This is a genomic window from Microbacterium aerolatum (genome assembly GCF_007988825.1).
Lineage (GTDB): Bacteria > Actinomycetota > Actinomycetes > Actinomycetales > Microbacteriaceae > Microbacterium > Microbacterium aerolatum.
In genome coordinates, this window is sequence record NZ_BJUW01000008.1 from 79,624 (window position 1) to 102,734 (window position 23,111).

Annotated in this window: 25 protein-coding genes; 5 read left to right on the plus strand and 20 right to left on the minus strand. The window is 68.3% G+C overall.

Annotated features, from left to right (window positions below; all coding sequences use genetic code 11):
- The 16 genes from MAE01_RS10010 to MAE01_RS10085 all read right to left on the minus strand — a co-directional run bounded on the left by MAE01_RS10010 (nucleotide 1) and on the right by MAE01_RS10085 (nucleotide 15,816).
- The gene (locus MAE01_RS10010) at nucleotides 1–354 is read right to left on the minus strand and encodes an RNA polymerase-binding protein RbpA (protein ID WP_147039407.1); all 354 of its coding nucleotides are present in this window, start codon (nucleotides 352–354) and stop codon (nucleotides 1–3) included.
- Between the two features lies 1 nt (nucleotide 355).
- The gene (gene secG / locus MAE01_RS10015; protein WP_147039408.1) at nucleotides 356–604 is read right to left on the minus strand and encodes a preprotein translocase subunit SecG; all 249 of its coding nucleotides are present in this window, start codon (nucleotides 602–604) and stop codon (nucleotides 356–358) included.
- A gap of 81 nt (nucleotides 605–685) precedes the next feature.
- Entirely contained in the window at nucleotides 686–1,510 is an 825-nt protein-coding gene (gene tpiA / locus MAE01_RS10020; protein WP_147039409.1) for a triose-phosphate isomerase, read from the minus strand.
- Nucleotides 1,501–2,715: a phosphoglycerate kinase gene (locus MAE01_RS10025; RefSeq protein ID WP_147039410.1), complete on the minus strand. Its 1,215-nt coding sequence runs from the start codon at nucleotides 2,713–2,715 to the stop codon at nucleotides 1,501–1,503. Before MAE01_RS10025 ends, tpiA begins: the two co-directional genes overlap by 10 nt.
- Before the next feature lie 7 nt (nucleotides 2,716–2,722).
- Entirely contained in the window at nucleotides 2,723–3,730 is a 1,008-nt protein-coding gene (gap, locus tag MAE01_RS10030) for a type I glyceraldehyde-3-phosphate dehydrogenase (RefSeq protein WP_147039411.1), read from the minus strand.
- A gap of 115 nt (nucleotides 3,731–3,845) precedes the next feature.
- Entirely contained in the window at nucleotides 3,846–4,472 is a 627-nt protein-coding gene (locus MAE01_RS10035) for a superoxide dismutase (RefSeq protein WP_147039412.1), read from the minus strand.
- A 142-nt stretch (nucleotides 4,473–4,614) separates the two neighbouring features.
- The gene (gene whiA, locus MAE01_RS10040; protein ID WP_147039413.1) at nucleotides 4,615–5,592 is read right to left on the minus strand and encodes a DNA-binding protein WhiA; all 978 of its coding nucleotides are present in this window, start codon (nucleotides 5,590–5,592) and stop codon (nucleotides 4,615–4,617) included.
- A 73-nt stretch (nucleotides 5,593–5,665) separates the two neighbouring features.
- The gene (gene rapZ / locus MAE01_RS10045) at nucleotides 5,666–6,538 is read right to left on the minus strand and encodes an RNase adapter RapZ (RefSeq protein ID WP_147039414.1); all 873 of its coding nucleotides are present in this window, start codon (nucleotides 6,536–6,538) and stop codon (nucleotides 5,666–5,668) included.
- A gap of 29 nt (nucleotides 6,539–6,567) precedes the next feature.
- The gene (gene uvrC / locus MAE01_RS10050; RefSeq protein WP_147039415.1) at nucleotides 6,568–8,493 is read right to left on the minus strand and encodes an excinuclease ABC subunit UvrC; all 1,926 of its coding nucleotides are present in this window, start codon (nucleotides 8,491–8,493) and stop codon (nucleotides 6,568–6,570) included.
- On the minus strand, nucleotides 8,493–11,381 hold the full coding sequence (gene uvrA / locus MAE01_RS10055; RefSeq protein ID WP_147039416.1) for an excinuclease ABC subunit UvrA: 2,889 nt from the start codon (nucleotides 11,379–11,381) through the stop codon (nucleotides 8,493–8,495). Before uvrA ends, uvrC begins: the two co-directional genes overlap by 1 nt.
- 46 nt (nucleotides 11,382–11,427) lie before the next feature.
- A complete protein-coding gene (locus MAE01_RS10060) occupies nucleotides 11,428–11,958 on the minus strand; it encodes a hypothetical protein (RefSeq protein ID WP_147039417.1) in 531 nt (176 codons plus the stop codon).
- On the minus strand, nucleotides 11,955–13,220 hold the full coding sequence (locus MAE01_RS10065) for a DUF58 domain-containing protein (protein ID WP_147039418.1): 1,266 nt from the start codon (nucleotides 13,218–13,220) through the stop codon (nucleotides 11,955–11,957). The genes MAE01_RS10060 and MAE01_RS10065 overlap by 4 nt, the downstream gene beginning before the upstream one ends.
- The gene (locus tag MAE01_RS10070) at nucleotides 13,217–14,182 is read right to left on the minus strand and encodes an AAA family ATPase (RefSeq protein WP_147039419.1); all 966 of its coding nucleotides are present in this window, start codon (nucleotides 14,180–14,182) and stop codon (nucleotides 13,217–13,219) included. Before MAE01_RS10070 ends, MAE01_RS10065 begins: the two co-directional genes overlap by 4 nt.
- Nucleotides 14,179–14,649, minus strand: a complete 471-nt coding sequence (locus tag MAE01_RS10075) for a hypothetical protein (RefSeq protein ID WP_147039420.1) — start codon at nucleotides 14,647–14,649, stop codon at nucleotides 14,179–14,181. The genes MAE01_RS10070 and MAE01_RS10075 overlap by 4 nt, the downstream gene beginning before the upstream one ends.
- Nucleotides 14,646–15,332: a DUF4129 domain-containing protein gene (locus tag MAE01_RS10080; protein WP_147039421.1), complete on the minus strand. Its 687-nt coding sequence runs from the start codon at nucleotides 15,330–15,332 to the stop codon at nucleotides 14,646–14,648. The genes MAE01_RS10075 and MAE01_RS10080 overlap by 4 nt, the downstream gene beginning before the upstream one ends.
- A gap of 64 nt (nucleotides 15,333–15,396) precedes the next feature.
- Nucleotides 15,397–15,816 (minus strand): MarR family winged helix-turn-helix transcriptional regulator, encoded by a 420-nt coding sequence (locus tag MAE01_RS10085; RefSeq protein WP_147039497.1) that lies wholly within the window; start codon nucleotides 15,814–15,816, stop codon nucleotides 15,397–15,399.
- Nucleotides 15,817–15,878: 62 nt separating this feature from the next.
- Here MAE01_RS10085 and MAE01_RS10090 point away from each other — a divergent pair, with 62 nt between their 5' ends.
- Nucleotides 15,879–16,121, plus strand: a complete 243-nt coding sequence (locus tag MAE01_RS10090; protein WP_147039422.1) for a hypothetical protein — start codon at nucleotides 15,879–15,881, stop codon at nucleotides 16,119–16,121.
- 61 nt (nucleotides 16,122–16,182) lie between these two features.
- Here the strand turns inward: MAE01_RS10090 and MAE01_RS10095 are convergent, their stop codons facing one another.
- From MAE01_RS10095 to coaE, 4 genes are read right to left on the minus strand one after another with little or no spacing between them, the layout of a single operon-like run.
- On the minus strand, nucleotides 16,183–16,509 hold the full coding sequence (locus tag MAE01_RS10095) for a TfoX/Sxy family protein (RefSeq protein ID WP_147039423.1): 327 nt from the start codon (nucleotides 16,507–16,509) through the stop codon (nucleotides 16,183–16,185).
- A gap of 32 nt (nucleotides 16,510–16,541) precedes the next feature.
- A complete protein-coding gene (gene uvrB / locus MAE01_RS10100) occupies nucleotides 16,542–18,617 on the minus strand; it encodes an excinuclease ABC subunit UvrB (protein ID WP_147039424.1) in 2,076 nt (691 codons plus the stop codon).
- Between the two features lie 50 nt (nucleotides 18,618–18,667).
- On the minus strand, nucleotides 18,668–19,894 hold the full coding sequence (locus MAE01_RS10105; protein ID WP_147039425.1) for an MFS transporter: 1,227 nt from the start codon (nucleotides 19,892–19,894) through the stop codon (nucleotides 18,668–18,670).
- Entirely contained in the window at nucleotides 19,891–20,490 is a 600-nt protein-coding gene (coaE, locus tag MAE01_RS10110) for a dephospho-CoA kinase (RefSeq protein ID WP_147039426.1), read from the minus strand. The genes MAE01_RS10105 and coaE overlap by 4 nt, the downstream gene beginning before the upstream one ends.
- A gap of 114 nt (nucleotides 20,491–20,604) precedes the next feature.
- Here coaE and MAE01_RS10115 point away from each other — a divergent pair, with 114 nt between their 5' ends.
- The 4 genes from MAE01_RS10115 (at nucleotide 20,605) to MAE01_RS10130 (ending at nucleotide 23,108) form a co-directional block, all read left to right on the plus strand.
- Nucleotides 20,605–21,138: a hypothetical protein gene (locus MAE01_RS10115; protein ID WP_147039427.1), complete on the plus strand. Its 534-nt coding sequence runs from the start codon at nucleotides 20,605–20,607 to the stop codon at nucleotides 21,136–21,138.
- Nucleotides 21,139–21,183: 45 nt separating this feature from the next.
- On the plus strand, nucleotides 21,184–21,702 hold the full coding sequence (locus tag MAE01_RS10120) for a signal peptidase I (RefSeq protein WP_147039428.1): 519 nt from the start codon (nucleotides 21,184–21,186) through the stop codon (nucleotides 21,700–21,702).
- Nucleotides 21,699–22,232: a hypothetical protein gene (locus MAE01_RS10125; protein ID WP_147039429.1), complete on the plus strand. Its 534-nt coding sequence runs from the start codon at nucleotides 21,699–21,701 to the stop codon at nucleotides 22,230–22,232. Before MAE01_RS10120 ends, MAE01_RS10125 begins: the two co-directional genes overlap by 4 nt.
- A gap of 144 nt (nucleotides 22,233–22,376) precedes the next feature.
- Nucleotides 22,377–23,108, plus strand: a complete 732-nt coding sequence (locus MAE01_RS10130; protein ID WP_147039430.1) for a response regulator transcription factor — start codon at nucleotides 22,377–22,379, stop codon at nucleotides 23,106–23,108.
- The last annotated feature ends 3 nt before the right edge of the window (nucleotides 23,109–23,111 follow it).

Consider the following 23,111-nt stretch of genomic DNA (forward strand, 5'->3'; position numbering starts at 1 on the left):
TCACTGACCGCGACGCTCGCGCAGCTGAGTGAGCGCCTCGTCGAGAAGCTGCTCGGCCTCGTCGTCGGTGCGACGCTCCTTCACGTAGGCGAGGTGCGTCTTGTAGGGCTCGTTCTTCGAGAGCTCCGGCGGGTTCGCCTTGTCGCGCCCTGCCGGCAGACCGGACTGCGGGTGGTCGATGGTCTCCGGGATCTCCTCGTCCGGAAGTCCGGCCGCGAAGTAGCGGACGGTCTCATTGCCGAGCCCGTCCCAGTACGAGACCGCGATGCGGTCGGCGTGGTAGCCGTGGTCCTGCTCGCCCATCGGGCCGGAGCCGACGCGGGTGCCGCGGATGGCATTGCCTCCAGTGGCCATGTCAGATCACCTCGAGTTTCGTGATGAGCCCCAGCGCGACGATGGACACGAACCACACGAGTGCCAGGACGATGGTGAAGCGGTTGAGGTTGCGCTCCGCGAGCCCGGAGGAGCCGACCGCCGAGGTCATGCCGCCGCCGAACATGTCGGAGAGACCGCCACCGCGGCCCTTGTGGAGAAGGATGAGGAGTGTCAGCAGGACGCTGGTGATACCCAGCAGGACCTGCAGGACGAACTCAAGAATTGCCACGAGGGAAAGCCTTTCGAAGGGACAGTTGGTTGCCCGTAAGGGTCAAGTATACGGGTGACGGGGCCGCAGCCCCGTCACCGCTCAGACGCCTACGTGCTTCTCGAACCGGATGATCGCGGCGAAGTCGTCGACCACCAGGCTCGCGCCGCCGACCAGCGCACCGTCGACATCGGGTTCGCGCATGAAGCTGGCGATGTTCGCCGCCTTCACCGAACCGCCGTACAGGATGCGGGTGCGCGCGGCGGCGTCCTCGTCCAGGGTCTTCGCCAGCACACCGCGGAGCGCTGCGCAGACGTCCTGCGCCTGCTGCGGCGTCGCCGCCTGGCCGGAGCCGATCGCCCACACGGGCTCGTACGCCACGACGATGTCGGCGGATGCCGGGACGCCCTTGAGCGCCGCTTCCAGTTGACCGGCGGGAACGGCGCTCGCGCCGAACTTCTCCAGGTCCTCGGCGGTCTCGCCGACGCAGATCACCGGCACCAGACCGTGCTTGAGCGCCGCCTGCACCTTCGCCGCCACGACGACGTCGGACTCGGCGTGGTACTCACGACGCTCCGAGTGGCCGATGATGACGTACTTCGCGTCGAGCTTCGACAGGAACGCTCCGGACACCTCGCCGGTGTACGCACCGGAGTCGTGGGCCGAGACGTCCTGCGCGCCGAGCGCGAAGGGGATCTTGTCCGCATCGATCAGCGTCTGCACACTGCGGATGTCGGTGAACGGCGGGAAGACCGCCACCTCGACGGAGCCGTCCTCGTGCTTGGCGTCCTTGAGCGCCCAGTGCAGCTTCTGCACGAACGCGACCGCCTGCAGGTGGTCCAGGTTCATCTTCCAGTTTCCCGCGATCAGCGGGGTACGAGCCCTGTTCGGCGCAGCCGACGATTCAGAACTTGTGTTTACGCCCATCCGAGCACCTCCAGGCCGGGTAGTTTCTTGCCCTCGAGGAACTCGAGGCTCGCGCCTCCGCCCGTCGAGATGTGACCGAACTGGTCGTCCGCGAAGCCGAGCTGACGCACAGCGGCGGCGGAGTCGCCGCCGCCGACGACGCCGAGGCCGTCGACCTCGGTCAGCGCCTGCGCGACGGCCTTGGTTCCCGCGGCGAACGCGGGGAACTCGAACACGCCCATCGGGCCGTTCCAGAACACGGTCTTCGAGTCGCGGATCGCCTGAGCGAAGACGTCACCGGTCTCGGGGCCGATGTCGAGCCCGATCCCGGATGCGCCGAACGAGGAGTCCTCGATGGCATCCGCCGCGACCGTCTCGTGCGCGGCATCCGCCGAGAACGACTCGGCCACGACGACGTCCGTCGGCACCACGATCTCGACGCCGCGCTCGGCGGCGTCTGCGAGATAGCCGCGGACGGTGTCGAGCTGGTCCTTCTCGAGAAGGCTGGATGCCACGGCGTGACCCTGCGCGGCGAGGAACGTGAACAGCATGCCGCCGCCGACGAGGATGCGGTCGACGCGCGGGAGCAGGTGCGAGATGACGCCGAGCTTGTCGCTGACCTTCGATCCGCCGAGGACGACCGTGTACGGGCGCTCCGGGTTCTCGGTCAGGCGGTCGAGCACGTCCAGCTCCGTGGCGATCAGCAGACCGGCCGCGGAGGGCAGGATCTCGGCCAGCTCGTAGACGCTGGCCTGCTTGCGGTGCACGACGCCGAAACCGTCCGACACCAGCGCGTCGCCGAGCTGTGCGAGCTCGCCGGCGAACGCCTTGCGTGTGCTGTCGTCCTTCGCCGTCTCACCGGCGTTGAACCGCAGGTTCTCGATCACGACGACCTCGCCGTTCGCCAGACCGGCGACGGCCTCGCGTGCGGAGTCGCCGACCGTGTCCGTCGCGAACGCGACCGGCTGGTCGAGCAGCTCGGACAGGCGCTTCGCCACCGGCTCGAGGCTGTACTGCGGATCGGGGGCGCCGTCGGGGCGTCCGAGGTGCGAGCACACGACGACGCGCGCGCCCGCTTCGATGAGCGTGTTCAGGGTCGGCAGCGAGGCGCGTACACGGCCATCGTCCGTTATGACGCCGTCCTTCAGGGGGACGTTCAGGTCACAACGGACGATGACGCGCTTGCCCTCGAGCGAACCCAGCGATTCCAGGGTGCGCAGGGTCATGTCAGGCTCAGAGACGCTCTGCGACGTACTCGGTCAGGTCGACGAGGCGGTTGGAGTAGCCCCACTCGTTGTCGTACCAGCTGGAGAGCTTGACCTGGTTGCCGATGACACGCAGGAGACCTGCGTCGAAGATCGACGAGTGCGGGTCGGTGACGATGTCGCTGGAGACGATCTCGTCCTCGGTGTACTTCAGGATGCCCTTGAGACGGCCGTCCTCGGCAGCGGCCTTGTACGCCGCCTTGACCTCGTCCACGGTCACGGGACGCGAGGCGGTGACGGTGAGGTCGGTGATCGAGCCGGTGGGAACCGGAACGCGCAGCGCGAAGCCGTCGAGCTTGCCCTTCAGCTCCGGGAGGACCAGGCCGATGGCCTTGGCAGCACCGGTCGAGGTCGGGACGATGTTGACTGCGGCGGCGCGTGCGCGGCGCAGGTCGCCGTGCGGGCCGTCCTGCAGGTTCTGGTCGGCGGTGTACGCGTGGACCGTGGTCATCAGACCGTTCTCGATGCCGAACGCGTCGTTGAAGACCTTCGCCAGCGGCGCGAGGCAGTTGGTGGTGCAGGAAGCGTTCGAGATGATGTGGTGGTTCGCGGGGTCGTAGACGTCCTCGTTAACACCCATGACGATCGTGGCGTCGTCACCAGTGGCGGGAGCCGAGATCAGGACCTTCTTGGCGCCGGCCTCGATGTGCTTCTTGGCGAGCTCGGCCTTGGTGAAGAAGCCGGTGGACTCGATGACGATGTCGACACCCAGCTCGCCCCAGGGAAGGTTGGCGGGGTCGCGCTCGGCGAATGCCTTGATCTGGCGCCCGCCGACCGTGATGCTGTCGTCGTCGTACGACACCTCGGCGTCCAGGCGGCCGGTGATGGAGTCGTACTTGAGCAGATGCGCAAGCGTCTTGTTGTCGGTGAGGTCGTTCACCGCGACGATCTCGAGGTCAGCTCCCTGCGCGAGAGCCGCGCGGAAGTAGTTGCGTCCGATACGGCCGAAGCCGTTGATGCCGATCTTGACAGACACTCAGGTCTCCCTGTTTCTCATGTGCGGCGCCCACATCTGCATGCCGACGCAACGCTCGGGGTTTTTGGCTGAGATGGCGTCCCGACGAGCCGAGGCCCGTCGGGACGCGACCCGATTACGACAGTACCAGCAGGCCGTTCGTCTGCTTGCGGGCGACGTCGAGGCGCTGCGCGACGTTCTCCCAGTTGGCGATGTTCCACGCCGCCTTGACGTAGTCCGCCTTGACGTTGAGGTAGTCGAGGTAGAAGGCGTGCTCCCACATGTCGAGCTGGAACAGCGGGATCGTGCCCTGAGCGGTGTTGGCCTGCTGGTCGAACAGCTGCTGGATGATCAGGCGCTGACCGATCGAGTCCCAGCTGAGAACAGCCCAGCCGGAGCCCTGGATGCCGGTGGCGGCAGCCGTGAAGTGAGCCTGGAACTTATCGAACGAGCCGAAGTACTCGTCGATGGCGGCCTTCAGCTCGCCCTCGGGCTGACCGCCGCCGTTCGGCGACAGGTTGGTCCAGAAGATCGAGTGGTTGACGTGACCGCCGAGGTTGAACGCGAGGTCCTTCTCGAGCTTGTTGACGTTCGCGAGGTTGCCGCTGTCGCGTGCCTCGGCGAGAGCCTCGAGGGCCGTGTTCGCACCGGCGACGTAGGTGGCGTGGTGCTTGTCATGGTGGAGCTCCATGATCTTGCCGCTGATGTGCGGTTCCAGCGCCGCGAAGTCGTAGGGGAGGTCGGGGAGCGTGTAAACAGCCATGTCGCTTTCATCCAATCCGCGCCGCGCCGCGGCGCTTGTCGGTTCCTCCGCGCCACCCGAATGCGACGCGGAGCAGACTTCTTCATCTTAGTGACGACAACGCGCCGGCGGCGAGGATGCTTCCGCGGATGACGAGGGAGTCCTAGACGTCGAGGCCGGCAGGTACCGCGGACTCCGTGCCGGGGACGCCGTCCTGCTGCGCGCGCTTGTCGGCCATGGCCAGCAGACGGCGGATGCGGCCGGCGACGGCATCCTTGGTCAGGGGCGGATCGGCGTGGTGTCCGAGTTCGTCCAGGCTCGCATCGCGGTGCGCGAGCCGCAGCTCGCCGGCGAGGCGCAGATGGTCGGGGACGGTCTCGCCGAGGATCTCCAGCGCGCGCTCGACGCGGGCGCAGGCGGCCACGGCTGCCTGCGCGGACCGGCGCAGGTTGGCGTCGTCGAAGTTCACGAGGCGGTTCACGCCCGCGCGCACCTCGCGACGCTGGCGCATCTCCTCCCACGCGGCTGCCGTCTTCTGGGCACCCATCTGGGCGAGGATCGAGCGGATGGCCTCGCCTTCGCGCACGACGACGCGCGGCATGCCGCGCACCTCACGTGCCTTGGCGGCGACGCCGAGCCGGTGCGCGGCGCCCACGAGTGCCATGGCGGCCTCCGACGTCGGGCACGAGACCTCGAGCATCGCGGAGCGGCCGGGCTCCGACAGGGAACCGGCGGCGAGGAAGGCACCGCGCCAGAGGCCGGCGAGCTCCTCGCGCGACCCGGTGGTGAGGCGGTTCGGCAGGCCGCGGACAGGGCGGCGGCGCTGGTCGAGCAGTCCGGTCTGACGGGCGAGAGTCTCCCCCGCGCCGATCACGCGCACCGCGTAGCGGGCGCCGTCGTGCGAGCTGGCGGACTGCACCTGGGCTAGCTCGGGACGCACCCCGTAGATCTCGGCGAGGTCGCGGGCGACACGACGTGCCAGCAGTTCGGCGTCGACCTCCGCCTCGACGGCGACGCGGCCGGCGATGGAGTGGAGCCCGCCGGCGAACCGGAGGATCGCGGTGACCTCCGCGACGCGCACCGTCGGAGGTGCGTTTCGGATGCTGACGAGTTCAGCCTTGACATCGGTGGTTAGCGCCACGGGACTCCTTGTAAAGCTACGCGCGTCGGATCGCGACGCAAACAATCAGTTTACCGGCCGCGGCCCGCGTCACTTACTCGCGTCCGAGATCCCGGTGCCGCACGCTCACGGCGACGCCGGGGACGGAGGCCAGGCGCTTCGCGAGCTCCTCGGCCATCGCCACCGACCGGTGCTTTCCACCGGTGCATCCGATCGCCACGGTCGAGTGCCCCTTGTTCTCGCGCTGATACCCCTCGAGCACGGGTGTGAGTGCCTTCGCGTAGGCCTCGAGGAATTCGGAGGCACCCTCCTGCGTGAGCACGTAGTCGCGCACCTGAGCATCCTGCCCGGTGAAACCGCGCAGGTCATCGTTCCAGTACGGGTTGGGCAGGAATCGCATATCGGCCACGAGATCCACGTCTGTGGGGAGCCCGTACTTGAAGCCGAAGCTGAGGATGGTCAGCCGGTGTCTGGCCGCACCCTCCTCTGAGAAGGTCTCGGAGACCTGCGTCGCCAGCTGATGGATGTTCAGCGACGACGTGTCGATCACGATGTCGGCGGCCTCGCGCACGAGCGTGAGCCTGGAGCGTTCGAGGCGGATGCCGTCGAGCAGCGTGCCGTCCTCCTGCAGCGGGTGCGGTCGACGCACCGACTCGAACCGTCGGACGAGGACATCGTCGGAGGCGTCGAGGAACAGCACGCGGACGCTGCCGCGTGAGCGGAGTGCGCGCGCCACCTCGGGGAAGTCGTTGAACAGGTTCCTCCCGCGGACGTCCACGACCGCGGCGACCTTCGGAAGCGCTCCCCCACCGATATCGGTGAGATCGAGAAGCGGCCGCAGCATCTGCGGAGGAAGGTTGTCGACCACGTACCAGCCGAGGTCTTCGAGGGCGTTCGCCACCGTGGAACGTCCGGCACCGGACATGCCGGTGACGATGAGGAATTCGTTCTCCCCCTCGGTGGTCATCCGTACTCCCTCTTCCTGTGGAGACCAGCCTATCTACTCGCGAGGTGGCTGTGGATGCTCAGCGCCAGCGCGGGCCCGATGCCCGGCACCTCCTGGATCTGTTCCGAGCTCGCGCCCTTGAGCGCGCTGACCGATCCGAAGTGACGCAGGAGCGTCTTGATGCGGGAGGCACCGAGCCCTGGGACCTCTTCGAGCACGGTGCCGATGTCACGGCGGCGGCGCTTGCGCTGATGCGTGATCGCGAATCGGTGCGCCTCATCGCGAAGGCGCTGCAACAGATAGAGCGCCTCGCTGGTGCGCGGCAGGATCACCGGGAAGTCCTCCCCCGGCAGCCACACCTCCTCGAGCCGCTTGGCGATGCCGCACAGGCCGATCTCGGTGTGCCCGGAGTCGCGGAGCGCGCGGGCCGCCGCCTCGACCTGCGGTTTGCCGCCATCGACGAGGAGCAACTGCGGCGGGTACGCGAAGCGCGGCTTCTTCCGGGTCGTCACGACCTCGCCGTCGGCGAAGGCGTCATCCGTTGTCGACACTTCGACGGGCTCAGCGATCGACAACTCGGCCCCTGAGCCTGTCGAAGGGTCCAGATACGCGAGGCGGCGCATGAGCACCTGGTACATGGAGTCGGTGTCGTCGGTGGTCTCGGCGATGTTGAACGACCGGTACTGATCCTTGCGCGGCAGCCCGTCCTCGAACACCACCATCGACGCGACCACGTTCGTGCCGCCGAGATGCGAGATGTCGAAGCACTCGATTCGCAGCGGCGCGGACTCCAGGTCGATCGCCTCCTGCAGATCGGTCAGGGCCTGGGTGCGCGCGACGTAGTCGCCGGTGCGGCGGGTCTTGTGCCTGATCAGCGCCTGCTGGGCGTTGAGGGTGGCGTTGCGCATGAGTTCGGCGCGCTGGCCGCGCTGAGCCACCGCGATCTCCACCCGGCGCCCTCTGCGCTCGCGCAGCCACTCCTCGAGTTCGGCCACGTCGTCGGGCAGTGAGGGTACGAGGACACGGCGAGGGATATCGATGCCCTCGCCGTACGCACGCTGGAGCACCTGGTCGACGAGGTCGGAGCCGGAGATGTCGAGCTCCTTCTCGATGGTCGTCGCGCGCACTCCTCGCACGCGTCCGCCGCGGATCGAGAACTGCTGCACCGTCGCGGCCAACTCATCCTCGGCGATGCCGAACAGGTCGGCATCCTCGTCGGAGGGAAGCACCAGGGCGCTCTTGCCGAGCACGGCTTCGATCGAGGCGAGCTGATCGCGATACTTCGCGGCCGCCTCGTAGTCCATGGCTGCGGAGGCCGACTGCATCCGCCTGGTGAGTTCCTTGGTGAAGCGCTCGTCGCCGCCCGCCATGAAAGCGACGAAGTCGTCGACGATCGCGCGGTGCTCCTCGATCGTCACCTTCATCGAGCAGGGTCCGCCGCACTTGCCGATCTGGCCGGGGAAGCACGGCCGCCCCGTCGCCATGGCGCGCTTGTAGCTGGCGTCGCTGCAGGTGCGGATCGGGAACGCCTTGATCATCAGGTCGATGGTCTCGTGCACCGCCCACACCTTGGGGTAGGGACCGAAGTAGCGCGCCCGCGGGATCTTTCGGTTGCGCGTCACGAGAACGCGCGGCGCCTCGTCCCCCAGCGTCACGGCCATGAACGGGTACGACTTGTCGTCCTTGTACCTGACGTTGAAGGGCGGATCGAACTCCTTGATCCACATGTACTCCAGCTGCAGGGAGTCCACGTCGGTGGGCACGACGGTCCATTCGACCGAGGCCGCAGTGGTGACCATCCGCCGGGTGCGCTCGTGCAGCGTGCGCAGCGGCGCGAAGTAGTTCGACAGGCGCTGACGCAGGTTCTTCGCCTTGCCGACGTACAGCACCCGGCCCTGAGCATCGAGGAAGCGGTACACGCCGGGAGCGGTCGGGATCTCGCCCTGCTTCGGCTTGTACGGGAGCACGTCGGCCATCAGCTGGCCTTCCGGGCTCCGCGCCCCTCCCCGAGGATCTCTGCGAGGAACAGGCCGGTGTGGCTCTCCTCGACCCGTGCGATCTGCTCGGGAGTGCCGGTGGCGAGGATCTCCCCACCGCCGGAGCCGCCCTCAGGACCCAGGTCGATGACCCAGTCTGCCGACTTGATGACATCGAGGTTGTGCTCGATGACGATCACGGTGTTGCCCTTGTCCACGAGGCCGTTCAGGACCTCGAGGAGCTTGCGCACGTCTTCGAAGTGCAGACCTGTGGTCGGCTCGTCGAGCACGTAGACGCTGCGGCCGTTGCTGCGGCGCTGGAGCTCGGTGGCGAGCTTGACGCGCTGCGCCTCGCCGCCGGAGAGCGTCGTGGCCGACTGCCCGAGCCGGACGTAGCCGAGTCCGACGTCGACGAGCGTCTTCATGTAGCGGTGGATCGCCTGGATCGGCTCGAAGAACTCGGCGGCCTCCTCGATGGGCATCTCGAGGACCTCGGCGATGTTCTTGCCCTTGTAGTGCACGGCCAGGGTGTCGCGGTTGTAGCGCTTGCCGTGGCAGACCTCGCAGTCGACGTACACGTCGGGCAGGAAGTTCATCTCGATCTTGATCGTGCCGTCGCCCGAGCATGCCTCGCAGCGACCGCCCTTGACGTTGAAGCTGAACCGGCCCGGCTGGTAGCCCCGTACCTTCGCCTCCGGCGTCTCGCTGAACAGCGTGCGGATACGGTCGAAGACGCCGGTGTAGGTCGCCGGGTTCGAGCGCGGCGTGCGGCCGATCGGCGCCTGGTCGACGTGGATGACCTTGTCGAGGTTGTCGAGGCCGGTGACGCGGGTGTGCTTACCGGCGAGCGTGCGCGCGCCGTTGAGCTTGGACGCGAGCACCCGGTAGAGGATGTCGTTGACCAGCGACGACTTGCCCGAGCCGCTGACACCGGTGACGGCGGTCAGCACGCCGATCGGGAAGTCGGCCGTGACGTTCTTCAGGTTGTTCTCGCGTGCGCCGACGACGGTCAGCTGCCGCTTCTTGTCGATCTTGCGGCGCTTCTTCGGCGTGGGGATCTCACGCCTGCCGGACAGGTAGTCGCCCGTCATCGATTCGGTGTCGCCGAGCAGCGCCGAGTACGGCCCCGAGTGCACCACTCCACCGCCGTTGACGCCGGCACCGGGACCGATGTCGACGACCCAGTCGGCGGCCTCGATCGTCTCTTCGTCGTGCTCGACGACGATGAGCGTGTTGCCGAGGTCGCGCAGCTTCTGCAGCGTTTCGATGAGGCGCCGGTTGTCGCGCTGGTGCAGGCCGATCGACGGCTCGTCGAGCACGTAGAGCACGCCCGTGAGTCCGGAGCCGATCTGGGTGGCCAGGCGGATGCGCTGCGCCTCACCGCCGGAGAGCGAGCCCGCGGAGCGACTGAGGTTCAGGTAGTTGAGGCCGACCTGCAGCAGGAAGTCCAGGCGCAGACGGATCTCGCGGAGCACCTGAGCGGCGATCTTCGCCTCACGGTCGGTGAGCTTCAGCTTCTCCATGAAGCCGCGCGCGTCGGCGAGGCTGAGGTGCGACACCTCGGCAATGGAGTGGCCGTGCACCTTGACGGCGAGCACCTCGGGCTTGAGGCGGTTGCCGTCGCACACCGGGCAGGGCACCTCGCGCAGGTACTCGCCCCAGCGGGCGCGCTGGTTGTCGCTCTCGGCCTGGGCGTACTGCCGCTCGATGTAGGGCACGACGCCCTCGAATCCCGAGGCGTAGCGCATCTCGCGGCCGTAGCGGTTCTTCCACTTGACCGTGACCTTGTAGTTGTCTCCGCGCAGCACGGCATCCTGCACGTCGACGCGCAGGTCCTTCCACGGGGTGTCGAGCGAGAAGTTCAGGTCGCTCGCGAGTCCCTCGAGCAGCCGCTCGTAGTACTGGAAGAGTCCCTTGCCCTGCGTCGTCCACGGGATGATGACTCCCTGGCGGATCGAGAGGTCCTCGTCCCCGAGCATGAGGTCGACGTCGACCGACATGCGCGTGCCGAGCCCGGAGCAGGTGGGGCAGGCGCCGAACGGTGCGTTGAACGAGAAGGTGCGGGGCTCGATCTCGGTGAGGGTGATCGCATGCCCGTTGGGGCAGGCCAGCTTCTCGGAGAAGGACTGCCACGCGGCATCCCCCTCTTCGTCGACGAAGTTGACCTGGACGACGCCGCCGGCCAGGCTCAACGCGGTCTCGACCGAGTCGGTGACGCGGCCGAGGATGTCATCGGATGCCACCAGACGGTCGACGACCACGGCGATGTCGTGCTTGTAGCTCTTCTTGAGCTTGGGAGGTTCGGCGAGCTGGATGAGGTCGCCGTCGACGATCGCGCGCGAGTAGCCCTTCGCGCCGAGCTCGCGGAACAGGTCGACGAACTCGCCCTTCTTCTGCGAGACGACCGGGGCGACGATCTGGTACCTGGTGCGCTCCGTCAGCTCCATCAGCTGGTCGGCGATCTGCTGCACGGTCTGGCGCTGGATGCGCTCACCGCACTCCGGGCAGTGCGGGACGCCGATGCGCGCCCACAGCAGACGCATGTAGTCGTAGATCTCGGTGATCGTGCCGACGGTCGACCGCGGGTTGCGGTTCGTCGACTTCTGATCGATCGAGACCGCCGGACTCAGACCCTCGATGAAGTCGACGTCGGGTCGGTCGACCTGGCCGAGGAACTGACGCGCGTACGCGCTCAGCGACTCGACATAGCGACGCTGACCTTCGGCGAAGATCGTGTCGAACGCGAGACTGGACTTGCCGGATCCGGAGAGCCCGGTGAACACGACCAGCGAATCGCGGGGGATGTCGATATCGACGTTCTTGAGATTGTGTACGCGGGCACCGCGAACACTGAGTTTTCCGGGACTGGCGACGGGAACAATGGGCACCGAACAATTCTACGAGGGGCCACCGACATTGGCTCCGTGCGAACGTTCAGGCTCGGTTCGAGCGCCCGGCCAGGCGCAGCAGGAACAGGCAGGCGAAGCCGGTGACGGCAGCCGCGCCGGCGAGCACCGCCCCTTGTACTGCGGCACCGTCTGACAACCGTACGAGCATCACGATGAGGGTGACCGGCTGCGCGATCAGCTGCACCACGAGCAGGCGGCGCAGGGTGGGCCGGAGCGCGCGGACGAGCACCCGCCCTCGCCACGGCACGACCGGCAGCAGCGAGGAGAGCACGTGCATGAGATGGACGAGCAGTACGGCGGCGGCTGCCGACCACATGCTCGGCGTGCCCAGCAGCGTCCCGACGGCGAGGCAGGCGATGGACAGCCAGCCGCCCAGAGTCTGAGGGAACAGCATCCCGAGCAGCGCGGTGCCGACGACGGCGAGCTGCCACACGGTAACGGGGACGAGCAGCAGCGCGGCCACGGCGGCCGTCACGGGCAGCAGAGCATGCAGCACCGGCCCTGCGATCGCAGCGCCGGTGCGGATGCGGTCGTTTCGCCGGGTGTCGCCGCTCATCGCCTCGCCCTCGCCGTCGCGCTCATGACCGTGGCCGGTTCCACTCGCCACTCCACGACGTCGATGTCGGCGGCGCGGAGGTCGTGCAGCACGTCCTCCCGCTCGGCGAGCACCGTTCGCAGAGCGAGCTGCTGTTCGCGGCTCAGGCGACCCGTGTCGAGCGTCGGCAGCACGTCGACGGCGACGACGCGGTGGCCGGATGCCCGCCACGTCAGAGCGATGTCGGATGCCGCGCCGTCGAAGAACGTGGACAGGACGAAGATCACCGACCCGTGGGGCACGGGCGGAGTCCGCCGGAAGCGGGCGTCCTCGCCGGCCTGCCCGGTCGCTGCGATGGCCGCCTCCACCCGTGCCAGGTGCCGAGACCCCGCCCCGCTGCGCACCGAGCGCCCGCCATGGGTCAGCACGTGCAGCGCGACGCGGTCGCCGGCTTCGATCGCGGCGGCGGCGATCGACCGCGCGGCCTGACGCGAGACGTCGAGGGACGTCCGTCCGCTGCGCTCCAGGTCGCCGCTCCCCCATCCTGCGACGACGGTTCCCAGGTCGTCGGCCGTGTCCATCGCGATCACCATCGTGGCGTCGCTGAGCGTGTTCGTCCGGCGCACCATCAGGTCGCCGGGTCGGCGTGCCATGCGCGCGGTCGCGCGCCAGTCGACGCGGCGCAGCTCGTCACCGGGCACGAACTGGTGGATGTCGCGGAAGTCGCCGCCCTGACCCAGTCGCCGCCCTTCGTGCGTGCCGTGCATCCCGGTTAGCCGCGAGGACAGCGGGAGCGCCGGCAGCCCGATCGCGTCGGGTGCGACGTTCCGGACCGACTCCACGACGGGCGTCGACTTCTCGAGGAGCAGGCCGTCAGACCAGACACCGCGAGCGGATGCCTTCAGCGCCGTAACGGGTCCGGAGTGCAGCGGACGACTGTCGGCGACGACGACGGAGCCGTCGGTCGGCACGACGAGCCGGCGGGTACGCCGTTCGGACTGCACGAGAACGAGCTGCGCGAGATCGGCGGCGCCGGTGACACGCACCTCCGTACGCAGCATCCCGTCGCCGCCGTCTTCAGGGGCCGGGACGACGGCGACCTCGACGGGAGCGGCATCCGCTCTTCGGAGCAGCGCCGAGACGCTGACGATCGCGAGTGGGAGTCCCATCGCTGCGACGTCGGGCCGCGAGAACACCAGTCCGGCGCCGGCGAGAACGACCGCTCCGGCGAACCCGAGCACGAGCCCTGGGCCCCAGCGGCGCCGCCCGGTCACGGTCGTCACGCGGGCGCGCCCACCGTCGGAGGCACCGGGACCTGGCCGACCACGTTGCGGACGATCTGCTCGGCGCTGACGCCCTGCGCCCAGGCCTGCGGCGTCAGCGTCAGCCGATGGGCGAGAACGGGCACGGCGATCCGCTTGATGTCATCCGGACGCACGTACTCGCGGCCGTCCAGAGCGGCGAGCGCGCGTCCGAGCAGCAGGAGTCCGAGCGAGCCGCGGGGCGAGGCCCCGACCGCGACGTTCTGGGCGTGCCGGGTGGCGCGGGTCAGCTCGACGCAATAACGCGCGATGTCGGGGTGCACGTGGATCGCCTCCACGGCCTGCTGCACCTCGAGCAGGTGCGCGGCGTCGATCACCGGGGCGACGTGGGTGGCTTCCTGCTGGCGCGCCACGCGGTTGAGCAGGATCTGCGTCTCCCCTTCCGTCTCCGGATAGCCGACCGAGAGCCGCACCATGAACCGGTCGAGCTGCGCCTCCGGCAGAGCATAGGTGCCCTCGTACTCGATGGGATTCGACGTCGCGACGACGTGGAACGGTGCGGGCAGCGCGAAGCTGTTCCCCTCGACGGTGACCTGGCGCTCCGCCATCGCCTCGAGCATCGCCGACTGGGTCTTGGGCGTGGTGCGGTTGATCTCATCGGCGAGCAGAAGCCCGGTGAAGATCGGGCCGGGGCGGAAGACGAACTCGCCGGTGTCCGGTGCGTAGACATACGAGCCGGTGACGTCGCCGGGGAGCATGTCGGGCGTGCACTGCAGGCGCCGGAAGTCGAGTCCGAGGGCGGCTGCCAGGCTTCGCGCCGCGAGCGTCTTGCCGAGGCCGGGGACGTCCTCGAACAGCACGTGCCCTCCGGCGAGGATCGTCGCCAGTGCGATCTCGACCGGGTCGTCCATGCCGACCACGACGGTGCGTACCGCGGCGAGGATTCGCGCTCCGGTCTCGGCGATCGAGATGTTCTGAGTCATTGGTTCTCCCTGTCCGGCGACAGCCTGCTGATGGCTTCCAGCGCCTCCTCGATGTCCTGGCGTTTCGTTCCCGGAGTGGTCATACGCGTCCAGAGGCCCGCTCCCAGCAGCGCGTCGATCTGCGAGCGGTCTGCCGATGCATCGGTGTCGAGACCGACCCGCCGCAGCCGATGCCGCAGGATGGCACGCACCCGCCGCGTGATCAGTTCGCCGGCCTCACCGGTGCGCGGGTTCAGCGACCATGCCATCCGGGAGATCGCGGTGCCGCGGCGCTCGGGGCCCGCCGGGATGTCGGGGGCGTCGCCGCGGGGATCGTCGGGGATGACGAGCTGAGCGCACAGCACGAACATGCCGGCGAGCACACCCCACGCGATCGCGAAGGTCGGCTCGACCCCGACGGCGAAGACGAGCAGGAGTCCGACGATGGCCGCGACGATGAACGTCGCGATGATCCGGGCCCGCGTCATCGCCAGCCCTCCTCGATCGTCTTCAGCGCCGCTCGTGCCGCCGTCCTGTCGGCCTCGTCGGCCTGGTGCCCGCCGAACCGCACGCGCTCGTACAGCCGCAGAAGATCGGTCGCGGCATCCGTGATGCCGGCGCGTCGGGTGATGATACGCAGTGCGAATTCCGCCGGCGTCTCGCTGCGGCCTCGGGTGAGTCCGGCGTCCGCCGCGCTCTCCTCGAGCCCCACCCAGGCGGCGATGATGGCGTCGGCCGGTGTTGTGCGCTCCTCGATGGAGCGCAGAGCGCCCTCGATTCCGCGTCGGATGGCGGGAGCGGCGGCGTCCTCCGGAGACTCGTCCCCGGACAGCTCGAAGGCCGCGCCTCCGTCGTCACGGCGTCGGAGCGGGCGATCCCGCCACGCACGCATCAGCGCCCTGACCACGAGAGTGACGATCAGGGTGGCGGCGACGAGCGCGAAGATCAGGAAGATCGCGCCGATGATCACTTCGGTGAGATCCGAGCCGGGTTCCGGCAGCGGGGTGGGAGACCCGTCAGGCGTCATCGTCGGCTCTGGCGGTTCGAACCGTTCGCCATCGATGCGCGCCAGGAAGGGGGGCGTGATCGTGGGCGTGCCTTGAACGGATGCCGCGAGCATGACGATCGCGAACAGTCCGACCAGCCCTGCCGTGTAGGCGAGACGCTTCACTCGTCCCCCCGAATCGAGTTCGGCAACGGCGACGGCATGCCCTCAGCCTATGCGGGGCGAGGGATCAGACCGGTACGCGACCGGCGAATGGGGATAACCCGTCGCGCAACGTGGCGATCTGATCGACGTCCATGTGGACGGCTGCCATCACCTGGCGGGGCACGTCGACGGCGCGCTCGCGCAGCCTCGTGCCGGCATCCGTGAGGCGGATGTCGAGGCGGCGTTCGTCCTCGCTGCTGCGCTCGCGAGCGATGAGCCCCTCCTTCTCGAGGCGCTTCACGAGCGGCGATGCCGTCGCGGGGTCGAGCGCGAGGTCGGCTGCGAGATCGTTCAGCGACCGCGGCGACCTCTCCCACAGCGCGAGCATGACGAGGTACTGCGGATGCGTGAGCCCGAGCGGCTCGAGAATGGGCCGGTAGATCGCGACGACGTTGCGTGCTGCGGTCACCAGGGCGAAGCACAGCTGGTTCTCGAGCTTGAGCATGTCGTCGGCGTCGGTCACGATCTGATTCTACATATGCACTAACTGTTAGTACACTAATGATCATGGAGAGCAATTCGGATCGAGTGCCGCTTCGCGTCCGCATCCGCGAGGCCGGTGGGCTGTACCGGTGGTTCAACACGAACCTCATCAAGCTCGCAGGCCCGGCGGCCGTCGGCCCGTATGAGTCGACACCTCCGCCGACTGAGGCTCAGCGCGCCGAGCGGGCATGCCCGCTGTGCGGCCATCCGATGAACGAGCATCAGATCGATCGCAGCGGCCCGAAGCCGCTCATGCACTGCCCCTGAACTCGCTCCCGCCTCTGCCGGTCAGCCTGCAGCGCTGCCCGTGAGGTGACGCGCCCGCGGGTCAGCCGGCAGCGCTGTCCCTGGCTGCGTCGACCCAGAACATCAGCGCATCGTCGCTCTCGATCGCCGTGGCCGCCACATCCAGCCAGCTCGGCCCCATCGATTTCGCGCCCATCACCGCGACAGAGACTCCGGGCTCTGTCAGCAGCGTGGCGCCCTTCTCCTCGGTGACACGCACGAGGAGCACGCCCTCTTTGCGGGCGCCCACGAGGATCCTCCCGTCGAGCAGGAAGGCACGGGTGCCGAACATCCGCTTCTCCTCGAGCCCCGGCTCCGCCATCAGCAGCGCACGTACGCGATCGGCGAGCTCGGTTACGGCATCATCCATGTTCGTCATCCTCGCGGTTCGACGTGGCCGGCTCAGGCGTGGCCGGCGCGCTCCATCGCCCGCAGCTCCTTCTTGAGATCCTGCACCTCGTCCCGCAGCCGCCCGGCGAGTTCGAACTTCAGCTCCGCAGCGGCGGCGAGCATCTGCGCAGACAGGTCTTCGATGGTCGACTCGAGCTGCTGTGCTCCCTCGGCGGCGATGCCCTCGCGACGCAGCTGCGGTGTCGGGCTCTTGCCCTTGCCGGACTTCGTCTTGCCCTTGCCGCGCAGCATCTCCTGCGTGTCGGAGGCCTCACGCGCCAGCACATCGGTGATGTCGGCGATCCGCTTGCGCAACGGCTGCGGATCGATCCCGTTCTCCTTGTTGTAGGCGACCTGCTTCTCGCGGCGACGATCGGTCTCCTCGATCGCCTTCGCCATCGAGTCGGTCATGTTGTCGGCGTACATGTGCACCTGGCCGGACACGTTTCGCGCCGCACGGCCGATCGTCTGGATGAGCGAGGTCCCTGAGCGCAGGAAGCCCTCCTTGTCGGCATCCAGGATCGCGACCAGCGACACCTCGGGCAGGTCGAGACCCTCGCGTAGCAGGTTGATGCCGACCAGCACGTCGTACACGCCCTGACGCAGCTCGCTGAGCAGCTCGACGCGTCGCAGCGTGTCGACGTCCGAGTGCAGATAGCGCACACGGACACCGTGCTCGCCGAGGAAGTCGGTGAGCTCCTCGGCCATCTTCTTGGTCAGCGTGGTCACGAGCACGCGCTCGTCGCGCTCGACGCGCAGTCGGATCTCCTCGAGCAGATCATCGATCTGACCCTTGGACGGCTTGACGATGATCTCGGGATCGACGAGGCCGGTGGGACGGATGATCTGCTCGACGACGCCGTCGGCGATGCCCATCTCGTACTTGCCAGGGGTCGCCGACAGATACACGCTCTGGCCGATCCGGTTCTTGAACTCGTCGAAACGCAGCGGCCGGTTGTCCATCGCGCTCGGCAGGCGGAACCCGTGGTCGACGAGAGTGCGCTTACGCGACGCATCGCCCTCGTACATCGCGCCGATCTGCGGCACCGTGACGTGCGACTCGTCGATCACGAGCAGGAAATCGTCGGGGAAGAAGTCGATCAGCGTGTGCGGCGGTTCGCCGGGAGCCCGGCCGTCGAGGTGACGCGAGTAGTTCTCGATGCCCGAGCAGAACCCGAGCTGCTGGAGCATCTCGAGGTCGAACGTCGTGCGCATGCGCAGGCGCTGCGCCTCGAGCAGCTTGCCCTGGCGCTCGAACTCTGCCAGCCGCTCGGCGAGCTCGGCCTCGATCGTGCCGATCGCGCGCTGCACGACGTCGGTCCCGGCGACGTAGTGCGACGCGGGGAAGATCGGCACGGCGTCGAGTTTCTCGATGACTTCGCCGGTGAGCGCATGCAGCGAGTAGAGCCCCTCGATCTCATCGCCGAACAGCTCGATGCGGATCGCGTACTCCTCGTATACCGGGATGATCTCTATCGTGTCGCCGCGCACGCGGAAGTTGCCGCGCGAGAAGTCGACGTCGTTGCGGTTGTACTGCATCGCGATGAACTGCCGGATCAGGGCGTCGCGGTCGTAGCGCTCCCCCACCTGCAGCGCCACCATCGCCCGGAGGTATTCCTCTGGCGACCCGAGGCCGTAGATGCACGAGACCGTCGAGACCACCACCACGTCGCGGCGGCTCAGCAGCGAGTTCGTGGTGGAGTGGCGCAGGCGCTCGACTTCGGCGTTGATCGACGAGTCCTTCTCGATGAAGGTGTCCGTCTGCGGCACGTACGCCTCAGGCTGGTAGTAGTCGTAGTACGAGACGAAGTACTCGACCGCGTTGTTCGGCATGAGCTCGCGGAACTCGTTCGCCAACTGCGCTGCCAGAGTCTTGTTGTGCGCCATGACGAGCGTCGGACGCTGTACCTGCTCGATGAGCCAGGCGGTGGTCGCGGACTTGCCGGTACCCGTGGCGCCCAGCAGCACGACGTCGGTCTCACCGGCGTTGATGCGCGCCGCGAGTTCGGCGATCGCCTGCGGCTGGTCGCCGGCAGGCATGTACTCGCTGATCACCTCGAACGGACGGACGCTGCGCGTGGTTTGCATGATTCCAGCGTAAGCGCCACCACCGACACTCGGGTCTGAGCCGGTTGCGGTCAGCGGGATGCGGCCGGATCCCGGTCGGCGCGCAACGCCGCCATCGCGATCACCGCGGCGAGTGCGTCCGTCGCGATCACCGCCGCGATGAACCAGTTCCAGCCGGCGCTGCCGAACACGATGCCGAGCGCCCAGCCGAACAGGCTCGATCCGGCGTAGTACGCGAAGTAATAGAGGGACGGCGCCTGCGCTCGACTGTCCGCGGAGGCGAGGACGGGCGCCCAGCTCGACGCGATCGCGTGCGCCCCGAAGAAGCCTCCGGTGAAGATCACGAGCCCCGCGAGGATGACGACCGGGTGCGGCACGAGCATGAGCGCGAGGCCGGCGCCGAAGACGCCGATCGCGCTCAGCAGGACGCGGCGTCGCCCGTATCGGGATGCCAGCACTCCTGCCCACGGCGATGACACGGTGCCTGCGAGGTAGGCGAGGAACAGCAGAGTCACCAGCCACACCGGCAGGAGGAACGGCGGGGCGATCAGGTGGAAGCCGAGGTAGTTGTACACCGCGACGAAGGCGCCCATCAGCAGGAACCCCTGCGCGTACAGGGCCAGCAATTGCGGTGAGCGCAGCGAGCCTGCGAGGCGTGCGAGCTTCCCGGATCCGGCATCCGCTCGATGACGGCCGGGCACGAAACGTCGTGCGCGGGGCGACAGCCAGAGGAACATCGTCGCGGCGAGCGCACACAGCACGGTGACGCTCCACACCCCGACCCGCCAGTCGAAGGACTCACCCAACGGGCCGGCGATCAGGCGGCCGGACAGGCCGCCGACCGTGGTTCCGGCGGTGTAACTGCCTGCCGCTGCGGCGACGTGGCGCGGGTGCACCTCCTCGCTGAGGTACGCGAGCGCGACCGCCGGCACGGCGCCGAGCGCGATCCCCTCGGCGAGGCGGAGTGCCAGCAGCATCTCGATGCCCGTGCTCAGCGGCGCCGCGAGCCCGAAGGCGGTCGCGGCGACGATGCCGATCGCCATCGCGGGGATCCGGCCGATCCGGTCTGCCACCATCGACCAGGGGATGACGGCCGCGGCGATGCCGAGAGTGGCGGCCGACACGGTCAGCGCCGCTGTGGACGGGGCGACGCCGAGATCGGCGCTCACCTGCGGCAGAACGGCCTGCAGCGAGTACAGCTGCGCGAACGTGGCGACACCGGCACAGAAGAGCCCGGCGATCAGACGTCTATACGAGCGGGAGCCGGGGACGTGGCCGGGGAAGTCCGGCGTGCTCACCTGCCCGTGAGCTGCTTCCAGACGGCATCCGTCTGCTCGAGCGTGTGCGCCATGGTGTCCGACGTGTCGATCACGACGTCGGCGATCTCGAGACGCTTCTCATCCGGCACCTGCGCGTCGATGCGCGCCTGCGCGGCCTCGGGTTCCATGCCGCGCAGTTCGACGAGCCTTCTCAACCGCTCCGCGGCGGGCGCATGCGCGACCACGATCGTGTCCCAGGGATCGTCCACCCGCGCTTCGACGAGCAGCGGGACGTCGTACACGACGAACGATTCGGCGTCCGCGGCGAAGGCCGCTTCGAAACGTCGCGCCGACTCGGCCCGGACGGCAGGGTGCACGATCGAGTTGAGCCGCTTCAGCGCCGCATCGTCTCCGAACACCCTCGCCCCCAGAGCTGCGCGGTGCAGGGCACCGGACGCGTCGATGACTTCGTCGCCGAACGCTGCGGCGATCTCCTGCAGCACCGGCGATCCCGGCGCCTGCACGTCGCGCACGATCTGATCCGCGTCGACGATGACCGCGCCGTGCTCCTCGAGGCGACGCGCGATCGTGGATTTCCCGGACGCGATGCCGCCGGTCAGGGCGATGAGTGGCATGCCTCACAGTCTTCCATGAGCGACCACCGCCACCGCACAGAACCTGAGGGAATCCTTGCATTCAGTTGAGGTCCGCTTGGGGGCGAGCTGAGGTCGTGTTCTTACTCTCGAAACATGACATCGAACACGACCACCCAGAAGCGCAACAAGCGCCACCCCCTCGTCGCCTTCGGGCTGGCCGCGCTCGCCGTCGGCGGTGTCGGCGCCGCGATCACCAGCGCCGCCTGGACCGACAACACCTTCTTCTCCGCGCCCGCCGCTGCCGCGACCTTCGATCTGCAGGGCTCGCTGGACGGCAAGGCGTGGACGCAGTCCGGCAACGCCGACGCCGTCGAGCTCGTCATCCCGGCCAGCCAGTTCGCGAACCTCCTGCCCGCTCAGACCCGCACCATCGACCTCTGGGTCCGCAACGAGAGCTCGGTCAACGCCGCCCTCACCTCCCAGGTCGCGTTCGCGTCGAACAGCACGTTCACCACGAAGCCGACCGCCTCCGTCTCCGGGCTGATCACCACCCTCACCCCGACCGGCTCCACCGGCGCACAGGATCAGTTCCAGCTCACCGTGACCACTCCGGCCGACTGGGCTCCGGTCAACCAGGGCAAGTCCGGCACTGTCGTGGTCACGGTCTCCGCCACCGCCACCTCCTGACCCGGCCCACCTCGTCGACCACCTCACACAGACAAGAGCACGAAGATGCAGATCCTGCGCCGCCTCTCCCTCATCACCCTGTGGGCGCTCGCCGCAGTCGGCGTGACGTGCGCCGTGGTGTGGGCAACGACCACCGCCGGCATCATCAAGCCGCTGATCGTCATCTCCGGGTCCATGGAACCGGGCATCATGACCGGAGACCTCATCATCGACACGCGGGTCCCGGTGGACGAACTCGCGGTCGGCGACGTGGTCAGCCTGCCCAGCGACCTCACCGGAGACCTCGTCACTCACCGGATCGCGGCGATCGCGCCGGTCTATGACGGAACGTACACGGTGACGATGAAGGGCGACAACAACGCCTACTCGGACGCGCTGGACTACACCGTCTCGGGCGAGGTCTGGCAGCCTTCTGTGCAGCTGTCGGGTTGGGGAGCGGCGGTGATGCGCATGACCACGCCGGCCGTGGCCGCTCCTCTGTTCGCCGGGCTGTTGGGACTGCTCGGCCTGACGATGCTGACGCCGCCGACCGACCGCCCGTCGCGGAAGCCGGCCCTGGCATGAGGCGCGGGCGCTTCTCGGCGCTCGCAGCGGCCCTGGCCCTCCTGCTCGTCGGAACCATCGGGGCCGCATCCGGCGGCCGCGGCCCCGTCGAGCAGACATCAGCGGCGTGGACGGACACGACGCATGCCGCTGCGGCGGTGACGTCAGGCACGTGGGTGGTGGCACCCACGAATGCCTGCACGGCGTACGGCAATGACGGCAGGGTGCTGACCGGTTGCACGGTGACGAGCATCACCTTCACCGGATGGGGCAGCCCGGGCAACCAGATCCGCAACTACTACATCAACCTGCAGACCCCCGCCGGCGCGCGTTCAGTAGCCTTCGACGTCGATCTCAGCACGGCGACCGGGAGCGGGCGGACCTGGTCCTGGAAGAACGCCAGAATCCCTGCGGGGGCGCAGTTCACCGCTCGTGACGGGTGGACCTGCGGTGAGCTGCCTCGGGTGCGCGGCACGGGAGCGGATTGGCAGACCATCGCGATCTACTTCCAGGTGGCCGAGGCCGGCGGGGCTTCCACGGTATGTCGATGACGGGACGGAGCACCCTTGCCAGGTGAGGAGTTCAAGCGGGTCTTCTGCGATATCATCTCGGAAGATCCGCCGGCCGCCCCCCGGCACGCTCCGGACGATGCAGAGACCGAGAGCTGGCGGGCCGGAAGTGAGGATCTGCCGCACATGAGCATCGCCGTCGTCATCGAGGACGAGCCCGACATCCGCCTGCTTCTCACGGACATCCTCGAGCAGGCCGGGTTCACGGTGCATGGGGTCGGCACCGGCGCCGAGGGCGTCGAGCTCGTGCGCCGGCACAACCCGGTCATCACGACCCTCGACGTGAGCATGCCGGGCATGGACGGCTTTGAAACTGCAAAGCGCATCCGCACGTTCAGCGCCACCTACCTGCTCATGCTCACCGCTCGTTCCGAGGAGATCGATGCCCTGCAGGGGCTGCAGTCCGGGGCCGACGACTACATCACCAAGCCGTTCCGGCCGCGCGAGGTCAGGGCACGCGTCGAGGCGATGCTCCGACGTCCGCGCGGCCTGCAGGCCGATGAGACGGCACCGGCAGCTTCAGCGGCGCCCGCCGAGGACCATGTCGAACACCGCGGGCTTCACGTCGAGCCGGAGACGCGCATCACCGTGGTGGACGGACAAGTCGTCGAGCTCACCCGCAGCGAGTTCGACATCCTGCTCGACCTCCTCCAGTCCGCAGGCCGGGTGGTCAGCAAGACACAGCTGGCGCTGACAGTACGGGGCGAGCGCGGAATGACGAGCGACTTCATCAGCGAACACGACCGACGGGCCATCGAGGTGCATGTGGCGAACCTGCGCCGCAAGCTCGGCGAATCTCCATCCGACCCGCGCTGGATCGAGACGGTTCGGGGCGTCGGCTACCGTCGCACCGCCTGATTG